Below are 11,923 nucleotides of genomic sequence, written 5' to 3'. Positions count from 1 at the left end.
GAGAAGGGTGAGTGTCGTCCTGAGGGGACGGAAACGCATGTCAGAAACACCTCGTGTGGGGGTTGCGTGGGGGAACTGCTTGACGAAACGGGGGGGTTTCCGGGGGCGGGGTCACATGCCGCGCGGCTTGAGCGCGTGCTCGGCCAGACCGCCGAGCCAGTCGATGGGGAACGCGATGCACGCGGTGAGCACGCCGCCGAGAGTGTCCCATCGAGAGACCACGTACTCGCCGGAACTCATGAAGTGATCACCCTCGCCTCCGCTTGCATGGATTCGCAAACGTATGCGACCTGTTGCGATGAGCGCAAAGCCAAGTGCAGCTAGCGCAACACGAGCGCAACGCTTTCGTTATGAACCGACAGGGGAGGAGCGAGAATGCGCCGGTGTCGTCGGCGGGCGCTACGCCGGGACATGGAGTCCTCGACGTACTCGCTGATCACGGCGATGAGCGTGCCGCCGGCGGGTTCGGTGTCGGCTGGATCGCCGAGTGGCTCGGCAGGGAGAAGAGTCAGGTGTCGCGGGCGCCGCGGCGCTCGAACTCGAGGGCATGGCGGAACGTGACCCGCTCACCCGCCGGTACCGGCTGGGCTGGCCGCTGTTCGCGCCGGCTGCGCCGCTCCATGGTGGTGTTCCTGCAGTCGGTGCCGTCCTCGCGGCCTTATCACCCCAACAGGTGGACAGGTTCGGATGTCGCTGGTGAGCGGGCGGCCTCATCGCATCACGGATTCGTTGCAGTATGCAACATTTTCTTGGCATATCGGAACATATCCGGATGAATGGTCATTCGGCGTGCCCCAGCCGCTGTGGGCGCGCGGCAGGAACGGCCACGATGAGGAAGGGACACTGTCGTGTCGTGGAGGCTCCGCGCACTGTGGATCGCCGCGGTCGGCCTTGTCGTGGCCACCCTCGGCCTCACCTTCGCGCGCCTGCTCGAAATGCCCGTTGGGCTGGCCTTCGACACCACGCTTCGCGTACACCTGAACGACCGCCTGTACCCGCGTCTCACGTATGCGAGCGGGTTGGTGGAGGCGCTCGCCGTGATCGCGGCCACCGCGCTGGCCGTCGCGGAGCGGGGCATGAACCGGTTCTGCCCGACCGTCCTCGCCGCCGCGCTGGTGATTGCCGCATTCGTGTTGTGGCTCGTGGTGGTGCATCCCGTGAACGACGTGTTCGCCAGCTGGACGCCGCAATCCGTCCCCGAGGACTGGCGGCATTGGCGGCTGCGCTGGACGCAGGGGCAGGTCGGCGGCTCCGTGTTGCTGAGCAGTGCCCTGATCCTCTTGCTCGTCGCCCTGGCGGGCCCGCGGCGAAGCGCGGTCTCTTGCGGAGCGGGACAGCCATGCGGGACATGAGGCGGACGAAGCGCTCATCGTGAAACCCTTGCCCAACGCAACGAACAAGACGAGGTCATGGACGGTCGCCGCACTCCTGCCGACCCCACGGGCGCGACGGGCGACGGGGGCAGGCGCGAGGTTCTCGCGTAAGGAATTCCGGGCCGGCTGCGCACTGACCTGCCCGACAGGTCCAGGGCCCGCTGGCATGCGGAAGCGACGACCTCGCCCGGCTGGGCGCGTTCGCCGCTGTGCCGGCTTGCGCTTGCCGACGGGTGCAGGAGGCACTCCAGATGCGGTGGCGCGGCGAACGCTCTGGTGTGCGGGCTTCGGCGGTGCTAGCGTCCGGGACGGAGCGCCGGGAAGCCTGGTCGGCATCGTTGCGAATGATGCCGCCCGTGGAGAGAAGGCACGATGAAACTGGTGCAGCTGCCTGACATCGATGGCTCCATGCTCGGCCTGGTGGGCGGTAAGGCCGCCGGGCTCGGGGAGCTGATCAGGGCGGGGGAGCGCGTTCCCGGCGGCTTCTGCCTGACCGTCGAGTCCCACCGGTCGGGACAGCTGCCAGAAAGAGAGCTGGTCGAGGCGTACGAGCGGCTCGGCGGCGGGCGGGTGGCGGTCCGCTCCAGCGCCACCGCCGAGGACCTGCCGGACGCCAGCTTCGCCGGCCAGCACGACACCTACCTCAACGTCGAGGGGACGGCGGAACTGGTTGACGCGATCCGCCGCTGCTGGGACTCCCTGCTCACCGAGCGGGCCGTCGCCTACCGGGACGCCGCCGGCATCGACGAGGCGGCCATGGCCGTGGTGGTGCAGCGGATGATCGACCCGGTCGCGGCCGGGGTGCTGTTCACCGCCAACCCCATCACCGGCTGCCGCACGGAGATGGTCATCGACGCTGCGCCGGGCCTGGGCACCGCCGTCGTCGACGGCACCGTCGTGCCCGACCACTACGTGCTCGGCCGGCGGACGCCGGCCGTACCGGAACCCGGGGGTTGTCTGAGCGCGGAGCAGCTGGGCGAACTGCGCGCGGCCGGGGAGCGGCTGCAGGAGCGTTTCGGCTCGCCGCAGGACGTCGAATGGGCGATCGACGCCGAGGGCGCGCTGTGGCTGCTGCAGTCCCGGCCGATCACCACCCTCTTCCCGCAGCCGCCCGACACCGGCGACACCCGGCTGTACCTGGAGCTCGGCCACCTTCAGGGCATGCTCCGCCCGTGCACTCCGATGGGCGTGTCGCTGCTCAAGACCGGCGGAAGTATGTGGTTCCAGGCAGCGGGCGCCAAGATCGACCGGCGTGACCCGTTGCCCCGATTGGTGTCGATCGGCGGCCGGCTCTACTTTGACGTGACCGATTTCCTGCGCAGCAGGACCATGCGCGAACGCATCGGAACCTCTCTGGAGGTCTACGGGCCGAGGGTGCAGGGCGCCGTGCTGCGCATGCTCGACGACCCGCGGTTCGCGCCGCGTCCCGGCCTGCCCATCCACCTCGGCAGCACGCTCAAGGGCGCCTCGCGGATGGTGCCGGCGGGGCTGGCCGGAGTAGTGTCGAGCCTGTCCAGCCCGGCTCTCGCGCGATCCCGCGCCTACCGCGGCGTCGCGGAGATCAAGCGCATGATCGTTCCGCCGGGCGAATCCGCCACGGCCGCCGAACGGTTGCGCTGGGTCGCCGAAGACTCCCACAAGGCGGTCATGAGCATCGACATGCGCGGGATCCTGTGGCCGCTGACGGCAGGCATGATCGCCGGGACGATCCCCGCCGCGCTGCTCAAGGGCATCGCCACGGACGAAGAGCTCGACACCGTCCTCGGCGGCATGCCCCACAACGTGACCACGCAGATGGACCTCAAGCTCTGGGACCTGGCGGTGACAGCGCGCGAGCACCGCGACCTCTTCCTCGGCACCTCCCCGGAGGACCTCGCCGCCAGGTACTTCGCCGGCGAGCTTCCCGACATCGGGCTGGCCGGCTTCCTGGCCGCGTACGGTATGCGTGCGGCGGCCGAGATCGACGTCGGCGTACCGCGCTGGGACGAGGACCCAGCGCCGTTGTTCGCCACGATCGCCAACTACCTCCGCGTCACTGATCCTGCACAGGCGCCTGATGTGCGGTTCAAAGCGGCAGCGGCCAAGGCGGAACGGATGATCGAGACGCTGGCACGGCGGGCACGGCACAGGCGCCCGCTCCGGGGCCGGCTGGCGGTGTTCTTCATGCGCCGCTCGCGGCAGCTCACCGGACTGCGGGAGCTCGCGAAGTTCGCCTGGCTGCCCGCGATCCAGGCATGCCGGCGACAGCTCCTCCTGGCCGGCGCGGACCTGGCCGACCGCGGCCGGCTTGAGCGCGCCGACGACATCATGTTCCTGACCCTGGACGAGGCGCGGGCCGCCGCCGCCCACGATCAGACCGGCCGGCGGGAACTGGCCGCGATGCGGCGTGCGGAGCACGAGCGGGAACTGCGCCGGCGCATCGTCCCCGGCGCTTTGCTGTCCGACGGGACCGACGTGGAGATGCTCGCACCCGCCGAGCCGGCACAGGACGGCGTGCTGACCGGTATGTCCGGGGCCGCCGGGCAGGCGACCGGCAGGGCGCGGGTGATCCACGATCCGGCAGGCGCCCGCATCGAACCAGGGGAGATCCTGGTCGCACCCACCACGGATCCTGGGTGGACCCCGCTGTTCCTGACCGCGGCCGGCCTGGTGACCGAGACCGGTTCCCCCGTCGCGCACGGCCCCACAGTGGCCCGTGAGTACGGGATCCCCGCCGTCATCTGCGTCCGTGACGCGACGAATGAGATCAAGACCGGACAGCTGATCACCATCGACGGCGCAACGGGGACAGTCCGTGTGGAACCCGAATAACGTCGGCGAGGTTGTGGTGCGGGCCTTCAGCGTGCGGGAGATACCGAGCGCCGGTGGCGACCATGGCCGCGCGGCAGACACCTGAGCGTTGCGAAAGCCCATCGATGCCGTTTCACCACTGCGCGACGAGCGGTGTTTCCGGTGCATGCCGCCGCCACGTCTCGGCGAGGCGAGCCACCCGGGCGGGCGCGGCGATCCCTCGCACGGTTGCGATCCGGCCGTCGGCCAGGTCGAACGTCACGACGCCGGCGACCCGGTCGCTGACCACGAAGAGAACGGCGGGAGCCCCGTTGACGAGCGCGTAGTGGACCTCCGACGCGCCGCCGGCAAGACGCCGTTTGGCGGGTGTGGGCTTGAACCCGGCCCGTACGACCGCGGCGATGCGCCGCGCAGTGACGTAGCGCAGCAGTGTCCCGGCCAGGCCGGCTCCGTCGGAGACGGCGGTCGCGTCGGCGGTGAGGAGCGCCACCAGCCGTTCCGTCCGGCCGGAGAAGGCAGCGGCGAGGAACTCTTCGACGATCCTCCGGGCGGATGCCGGGTCGACCTCGCCGCTCCGGCGGCGCGCCGCGGTGACGCGGTTCCGGGCCCGGTGAAGGTGCTGCTGGCTTGCGGACTCGCTGATGCCGAGCATCTCGGCGACCTCGGCATGGCTGTAGGAGAACGCCTCACGCAGGAGGTAGACGGCCCGTTCGACGGGAGACAGGCGCTCCATGAGCGTCAGCATGGCGAGGGAGACCGACTCGCGCTGCTCGAAGGTGTCGGCCGGGCCGAGCATCGGGTCACCCTCGAGGAGGGGTTCGGGCAGCCAGGCGCCGGCGGTGCGCTCTCGGCGCACCTGCGCCGAGCGAAGCCGGTCGAGGCACAGATTGGTGACGATCTTGGTAAGCCAGGCCTCCGGCACCCTGATCCGCCGTCGGTCGGCGGCCTGCCAGTGCAGGAATGCGTCCTGCACGACGTCTTCGGCGTCGCCGGCGGAGCCCAGGAGCCGGTACGCCAGCGAGGCCAGCCGAGTGCGGCTGGCCTCGAACCGACCGGTGTCGAACCGGTCAGCGGCGGTGCTGTCCACGCGGATCACCCTAGACCGACTAGGCCGTCATCTTCCCGGCGGGTGCGGTGGGCGCGGTGACCAGCCGGCGTCTGCGCTTGGGCAGGCCGAAGGTCGGGTGCGCGTTGGCCCACAACGACATGCGGAGAATGCCCGCCTTGACCCGCGCGGCCGTCCACCCGCCCACGTACGCCGGCTTCGCGCGCCCCTCGTCGTCGACGGGCTGCAGGATCCCGTCGTGTCGTCCGAGGCTGATGTGGTTGTAGGAGTAGATCAGCTTTGTCCGCGGTACCTGGCCGCCGGTCAGGCGTGCCACGATCGCCTGGATCGCCTGCCCGCCGGTGTACCCGGCCGAGGCGCAGGACATCGGCAGCGGCCGGCCGTTGTCGCCGATGGCGTAAGCGGCGTCACCGACGGCGTAGACGTTCGGGTGCGAGAGCGAGCGCATGGTTCGGTCGACGACGATCCGGCCGTCGCCGGTGACCTGCAGCCCGCCGGCGGCGGCGACGGGGCCGACGGTGAACCCGGCCGTCCACACGGTGGCGTCGGAGGCCAGGACGGCGCCGCCCGCGCACCGTACGCGCGCCGCCTCGACCGCCTCCACCCTGGTGTGCTCCAGGACGGTGACGCCGAGCCGGTCGAAGGCCCGGCGCAGGTGGGCGCGGGCTCCGCCGGAGAGCCGGGCGCCCAGTTCGCCGCCGGCGACGAGCGTCACCGCCAGGCTTGGGCGGGCTTCGGCGATCTCGGTGGCGGTCTCGATGCCGGTCAGACCGTCGCCGACGACCAGCACGCGTCCGCCCTGCCGCTCCAGGTCGTCCAGGCGTTCGCGCAGGCGCAGCGCCGAGGGCCGGGAGGCGACGTCGAAGGCGTACTCGGCCGCGCCCGGCACCCCTGCGACGTCACCGTGGCTGCCCAGCGCGTACACCAGCGTGTCGTAGCCGATCCGGCCACCACCCTGGGTGTCGACAACCTGGCGCTCGGGGTCGACGGCCATCACCCTGGCCACCCGCAGCCGTATCCCCGTGCCCGCGAAGACGGTGTCGAGCCTCTGGGGCTCAACAGCCCGCCCGGCCGCCACCTGGTGCAGCCGCAGCCGCTCGACGAAGTCTGGCACGGCGTTGACCACGGTGATCTCGACGTCCGCCCGGGACAGCCGGCGGGCCAGGTTCCCAGCCACATAGACCCCGGCATAGCCGGCACCGGGGACGACGATGCGGTGCTTCATGTGCTGCTCCTCTCGTGTCGATAGCTCCGCTGTGTTGAGCGGAACAGCCGCGCGATTGCTGACAGGAACGCCGTGTGGCAGAGGTCACAGCATGCCCGGGGGCGTCGCGGGGTGCCACACAACGGGCGACCGGCGGCTCGCGCGCAGAGCAGGAGCCGAGAGCAAGCCGGCGGGAGCCGGACAGGAACGCGGGCATCGGTTGTCGATGGCCAGCACTTCGGTACCGCGCCGGACGAGCTCCAGTGCCGGCGAGCTGCCGAAACGTCTCAGTCCGAGCACCGCGGCCGTGTCGCTCCTGGTGTCAGCCAAGGATCACAGGCTCCTCAGGGAGTTCGTAGCGGCGGGTGCGTTCCTTCAGCGCCAGCGCTGAGCCGAGGGTCAGCGGGCCGATCCGGCCGACGAACATGAGCAGCACCAGCAGTACCTGTCCGGTCGTGCCCACGCTCGCGGTGATGCCGGTCGACAGGCCGACCGTGCCGAACGCGGAGACGACCTCGAAAAGCGCTGCGTCCAGGCTGTGCGGGGTCAGCGCCAGCAGGGCGTAGGTGCAGATCACCACCAGGCCGATGCTGATCACGGCGATGGAGACGGCCTGCCGTTGCGCGCTGTTGGCCAGGCGACGGTGACCGATGTTCACCCGCGGTTCGCCGCGCATCTCGGCCCAGATGATGAAGGCCAGCAGCCCGAACGTGGTGACCTTGATACCACCCGCGGTGCCTGCGGAGCCGCCACCGATGAACATCAGCACATCGGTGGCCAGCAGGCTGGTGGGATACATCTGGGCGATGTCGAGACTGTTGAACCCGGCCGTGCGGGGCATGACGGCGGCGAAGAAGGCGGCCAGCAGCTTGCCGGATTCGTCCAGCCTGCCCAGGGTGGCCGGGTTGCGCCATTCAGTGGCCAGGAACACCAGCGTGCCCAGCGTGAGCAGGACCAGTGTCACTGCGACGGAGACCCGGGCGAGGATCGACCAGCGGCTCGGATGGCGCCAGGAGCGGGCCAGCTCGAACACCACCGGAAAGCCAAGCCCGCCGACGATGACCGCGGTCGCGATGGGCAGGCAGATCCACGGGTCGGTGACGAACCGCATCAGGCTGTCGCCCCACAGCGCGAACCCCGCGTTGTTGAACGCCGACACCGCGTGGAAGGCGCCCAGATACACCGCACGGCCGAACGGCTCGCCGTACCCGATCAGAAAACGCCCGGTCAGCACCACCGCCACCACGGCCTCGCTGACCAGGCTGAACAGGACCACGCTGCGCACGACCCGCCGCACGTCGGACATGCTCAACGTCTTGGTCTCAGCTTGGGCGAACATACGTGCCCGCAAGCCCAGCCGGCCGGCGACGAGCACGGTGAACAGCGTGGCCAGCGTCATGATGCCCAGCCCGCCTACCTGGATCAGGGCGGCGATGACCACCTCGCCGAACACCGACCAGTGTCCTGCGGTGTCCACGACCACCAGCCCGGTCACACACACCGCCGACGTTGCGGTGAACAGCGCGGTCAGCAGCCCCGCCGAGCTCCCGGACTCGGTGGCGATCGGCAGGGCAAGCACGAGCGTGCCGAGCAGGATTGCGGTCCCGAACCCGGTCGCGATCACTTGTGCCGGATGCTGGAACCGGCCGAAGACGGCCCCGGCCCATCCGCCGCTCTTCATGAAAGGTTCTCCCGTCGCTCCTGGCCACCAGACCTGTCTGACTCCCGGCGGAGGCGGCGGGGCCAGGCGCACGGCTCGCGCTCCGGGCCGGGCGGCCAGGACACGACAATCACGTCAGATCAGTCCTTCCCGATGGCGAGGCCGGCGGCGACGAAGCCGATGAGCAGGTCGAGGATAGTGGGGTGGAGGGCGGGATCGCCGAGCCGGTCGGCGAACTTCGGCACCAGCAGCACGCACTGCAGCACACCGATGATCACGGCAGGGTCGGCCGCGATCAGTTCTCCTTCGTCCTCCTTGACCGCGACGATTCCTCCACGTCGCCCCGGACGATCACCTGGCCCGTGCCCAGGTCCACCGGCTTCTCGGCCGGTGAATCCTTGACTGGTCAATGGCGTAGGCATCCCTAGGAATCGGGCATCGCGCATCGGGGGGTGGCGATGCCGACGATGGAACAGGTGCTGCGGCTGGTGTCGCAGGGACACGGCTGCACGGGGAGCGCCGCGGCGCTGGGTATCCTCGCCGGACAGGCGTACCTCATCGTGACCGGCGTGGCCGGGGACGGCTGGGACGGCGTCACCCGGGCCGAGCGGCAACTTTCAGGGATGTTGCCCTCGCGCGACTTTGCCTGCGCCGTCGAAGCGCGGCGTGCGCGGCTGGCCTGCGAGAAGAACCCAGTAGGACGGTGAGCCTCGTCGAGCCGGTCGAGGACTCGCGATGGATCTGAAGCCCGTCATCGAGATGGCCGGACAGGCGGTGGATCTGGCAGGTGTCGCCGTCATCGTGGTGGGGGCGCTGGTGGCGACCTGCCGGTTCGGTTACCGGCTGTTGTTGCGGCATCCCGCTCATGACGCCTACCAGAGGTATCGCAAGGGGCTTGGGCGGGCCATCTTGCTGGGGCTTGAGTTTCTCGTTGCCGCGGACATCATCCGGACGGTCGCGATCTCCCCGACGTTCGCGAGTGTCGGTGTCCTCGCGGTGATCGTCTTGGTGCGGACGTTTCTCAGCTTCTCGCTGGAGGTGGAGTTGGAGGGCCGCTGGCCGTGGCAGCAGGGGCCTCCGGCCACGCGGAGGAGGCAGGCATGAGGTGGGGATCCTGGCGCCGTGCTCACCGGCCGGGCAGCTCACGGGCGGAGTTGTGGACGTGGCCGGTCGCCGGGGCCATCGTGGGGCGGCTCGTGGTGCTTCAGCCGGTGTCACGGCCGTCCTCCCCGTGGTTGTTGCGGGACTTCACGCGCGACCGGGTCACCGAGGCGGTGCTGACGGCGCTGGTGGGGACGTTCGTGTACACCGTGACGGTGCTGCGTTCCCTGAACAAGGACCGCCCGCTGCCGGAGCTTGCCCTGCTGGCGGGGTTCGGGCTCGGCCTGGTCTCGCTGGGCGCGGTCATCGCCTTCATTTCCCACATGACGAAGATCCTGCGGGTGGACAGCATGATGCGCGCCGTGCACGCCGAAACGGCGCGGACCATCGCCACGTTCTATCCGGCCTACGACGACGAGCGGGTGCGCCGGCCCGGTGAGGTCGAACACGGCACCGACAGCGAGTATGGCGAGATGATCACTGCCGACCCGCGTGCGCGACGCCGTGCACGAGGCGCTGAACTTCGCCTACGAGCGCACCATCGACCAGGACGCCGCCTTCGGGTTCCGGCAGTTGGAGGACATCGCCGTCAAGGCGCTGTCTCCGGGGGTGAACGACCCGGTCACGGCCACGCACGCGATCGGGCACATGAGCGATCTGCTGGTGACTCTGTGCGGACGGCGGCTCGGCCCCACCTTGCACACCGACGCGGCAGGGAAGGGGCGCTTGATCATCCCGGACAGGGATCTGCGCTACTACCTTGATCTCGCCTGCGGGCAGGTACGCCGATACGGGGCCGGGGAGCCGACGGTGCTGACCGCGCTGCTCACCATGCTGCGCGACGTCGCGGCGGCCGTCCGGGACGATGAGCAGCGCGAGGAGGTCGAATGCCAGGTGGGCCACATCGTCGCCGAGATCCCGTCGTCCACCCCTGACCACGACGTCGAGCCGATCCACGACATGGCCGAACGTGTCCAGCTGGTCCTGGCCGGACGGATACGGCGGGGCTTCACCGATCGAAGCGGCGAGACGCGCTCGACCTGAGTTGTGCGGAGAGGGAGCACACGCCACGCCGTGTGCCATCCGGGCACATCGGCCATCGGCAACCCCGCTGGCCTCTGCATGCCCTCGCCGCCATGCCCGCCCTCTTCACCCGTCCGCTGTGCGTCCCGGTCGGCGAGACCAGCACACGCGGCCGGTCTTTCCCCGCGTTGCGCGTCTTGTCCGGCGAGTTGGTGGCTCGCGCACGTTGTACTGGCTGACCCGGGGGCTTGGGTTGCTTTCCACGGCGGAGGCGGCGGCCGTGGGCATCGGCGGGCCGGTAGGGCGTGCGGACGGCGACGTCCCTGCCCGCTACCGGCTATGGCTGGCAGCAGCCACGCCGGTTGGCCGCGCGGGATGTACTGCTGTGACGACTGGGCGTGACCACGGTGCCCGTCGCGGCCGCGCTGTCGATCCTGGTGATTCCCTTCGGGCATGCCGCGGTCGCCGACCTGTCCGTCGGCGTGGTGTGTTCAACGCGATGGAGGTGCTGACCTGGGTAGAGCTGTGGCTGGCCGGGTGGGTGACGCCTTCAAGCCCGTCTATGAGCCGCGCAGCCGGGCGGAGAAGGGCATCCACGGCGGGAAGATGTACGCCGCTGACCGCTTCGTCGCCATCTATGAAGAGGGGCCTTTCGCCGCACCTTTCGGGATGAGCCCAAACCCGATCGGGCGGCGGGTGTCAGGCGGGAAACGGTGGTCGACGTGCGCCTCACCAGGGGATGTATCGGATCTGATACGTTGAGCGCTGTCTCTGTCCTTGGCAAATAGTGCCGTACAGAAAGGCGGAATGTGCGCGCCGACAATCAGATCTCTGACCAGAAACTGATGAAGGCCGACTTCAACGACATCTATCACCAGCCAGATCCCCGCCCTTACTACGATCGCCTCGGCAGCCTCGACTATGCCGTCCCCCACCATGGACAACGCGTCTTCCGCAAAGTTCTCGACGCCCTCGACGTCGACACCCCGACCGTGGTGGACCTGTGCTGCTCCTACGGAGTGAATGCGGCTCTGCTGAAATGCGATCTCACACTCGACCACCTCTACGATCACTACGGCGACGAGGACATGGCCTGCCTGGCGAGCGAGGAACTCGCCGATGCGGACCGCGTCTTCTACGAGGACCGGCGCCGGCGTACTCCTCCCCGGGTGGTCGGCATCGACACCTCCGCGCCGGCCGTCGAGTACGGCCTTCAGGTCGGCCTGCTGGACGAAGGTTTGATCGAGAACATGGAGTGCGACGATCCGTCCCCCGAACTGGCGGCGGCTGTGAGCGAGGCCGACCTGATCACGGTCACCGGCGGCATCGGCTACATCACTGACCGGTCGATCGACCGGCTGCTCGACTGCACCCTGCCCGGCCAGCGCCCGTGGTTCGCCGCCCTGTGCCTGCGGACCGTCGATTTCACTCCCGTGGCCGACACACTGGCCCGCCACGGGCTCGTCACCGAACAGCTGCATGACACCACCTTCCCCCAGCGAAGATTCGCCGACGACCGCGAACGCGACTTCGCCCTGGACAGCCTCGCCGCGCAAGGGCTCGACCCCGCCGGCAAGGAGGACGCCGGCGAGTACCACGTCAACGTGTTCCTTGCCAGGCCCAGCGAACACATCGCCGCCGCACCCATCGACACCGTCCTCGACGACATGACCTCCGGCTGACCCGTACATGAGGTGGGTGAGGCG

The 11,923-nt window shown here is 69.6% G+C and carries 11 protein-coding genes and 1 pseudogene; 7 read left to right on the top strand and 5 right to left on the bottom strand.

The window, feature by feature from the left end; translation table 11 throughout:
* Positions 1-111: 111 nt before the first annotated feature.
* The gene (locus tag AB0K28_RS49665; protein ID WP_364385101.1) at positions 112-240 is read right to left on the bottom strand and encodes a hypothetical protein; all 129 of its coding nucleotides are present in this window, start codon (positions 238-240) and stop codon (positions 112-114) included.
* Positions 241-848: 608 nt separating this feature from the next.
* Here AB0K28_RS49665 and AB0K28_RS49660 point away from each other — a divergent pair.
* Positions 849-1,352 (top strand): hypothetical protein, encoded by a 504-nt coding sequence (locus tag AB0K28_RS49660; RefSeq protein WP_345408123.1) that lies wholly within the window; start codon positions 849-851, stop codon positions 1,350-1,352.
* 393 nt (positions 1,353-1,745) lie between these two features.
* Positions 1,746-4,184: a PEP/pyruvate-binding domain-containing protein gene (locus AB0K28_RS49655; RefSeq protein ID WP_364385097.1), complete on the top strand. Its 2,439-nt coding sequence runs from the start codon at positions 1,746-1,748 to the stop codon at positions 4,182-4,184.
* 112 nt (positions 4,185-4,296) lie between these two features.
* Here the strand turns inward: AB0K28_RS49655 and AB0K28_RS49650 are convergent, their stop codons facing one another.
* From AB0K28_RS49650 to AB0K28_RS49635, 4 genes are all read right to left on the bottom strand, one after another.
* Complete coding sequence (locus tag AB0K28_RS49650) at positions 4,297-5,250, bottom strand: sigma-70 family RNA polymerase sigma factor (RefSeq protein WP_364385094.1); 954 nt, start codon at positions 5,248-5,250, stop codon at positions 4,297-4,299.
* Positions 5,251-5,269: 19 nt separating this feature from the next.
* Complete coding sequence (locus AB0K28_RS49645) at positions 5,270-6,454, bottom strand: FAD-dependent oxidoreductase (protein WP_345408117.1); 1,185 nt, start codon at positions 6,452-6,454, stop codon at positions 5,270-5,272.
* A 301-nt stretch (positions 6,455-6,755) separates the two neighbouring features.
* Positions 6,756-8,114, bottom strand: a complete 1,359-nt coding sequence (locus tag AB0K28_RS49640; protein ID WP_364385091.1) for a potassium transporter TrkG — start codon at positions 8,112-8,114, stop codon at positions 6,756-6,758.
* Positions 8,115-8,233: 119 nt separating this feature from the next.
* Positions 8,234-8,371 (bottom strand): hypothetical protein, encoded by a 138-nt coding sequence (locus AB0K28_RS49635; protein WP_364385088.1) that lies wholly within the window; start codon positions 8,369-8,371, stop codon positions 8,234-8,236.
* A gap of 189 nt (positions 8,372-8,560) precedes the next feature.
* Between AB0K28_RS49635 and AB0K28_RS49630 the strand changes: the two genes are divergently transcribed.
* The 5 genes and pseudogenes from AB0K28_RS49630 to AB0K28_RS49610 all read left to right on the top strand — a co-directional run bounded on the left by AB0K28_RS49630 (position 8,561) and on the right by AB0K28_RS49610 (position 11,899).
* Positions 8,561-8,800 (top strand): hypothetical protein, encoded by a 240-nt coding sequence (locus AB0K28_RS49630; protein ID WP_364385085.1) that lies wholly within the window; start codon positions 8,561-8,563, stop codon positions 8,798-8,800.
* Between the two features lie 28 nt (positions 8,801-8,828).
* Positions 8,829-9,197, top strand: a complete 369-nt coding sequence (locus tag AB0K28_RS49625) for a DUF1622 domain-containing protein (RefSeq protein WP_364385082.1) — start codon at positions 8,829-8,831, stop codon at positions 9,195-9,197.
* A pseudogene (locus AB0K28_RS49620) lies at positions 9,194-9,571 on the top strand (DUF2254 family protein); the annotation flags it as partial. The gene AB0K28_RS49625 and the pseudogene AB0K28_RS49620, both read left to right, overlap by 4 nt.
* Positions 9,572-9,686: 115 nt before the next feature.
* Positions 9,687-10,238: a DUF2254 family protein gene (locus AB0K28_RS49615; protein ID WP_364385079.1), complete on the top strand. Its 552-nt coding sequence runs from the start codon at positions 9,687-9,689 to the stop codon at positions 10,236-10,238.
* Positions 10,239-11,026: 788 nt separating this feature from the next.
* The gene (locus AB0K28_RS49610) at positions 11,027-11,899 is read left to right on the top strand and encodes a class I SAM-dependent methyltransferase (protein WP_364385076.1); all 873 of its coding nucleotides are present in this window, start codon (positions 11,027-11,029) and stop codon (positions 11,897-11,899) included.
* The last annotated feature ends 24 nt before the right edge of the window (positions 11,900-11,923 follow it).

Origin of the sequence: Nonomuraea sp. NPDC049504 (genome assembly GCF_040676845.1) — a bacterium.
In the GTDB taxonomy this organism is placed as follows: Bacteria; Actinomycetota; Actinomycetes; order Streptosporangiales; family Streptosporangiaceae; genus Nonomuraea; species Nonomuraea salmonea.
Note: the sequence above shows the minus strand (reverse complement) of the source record. Positions and strands in the feature narration are given on the sequence as shown.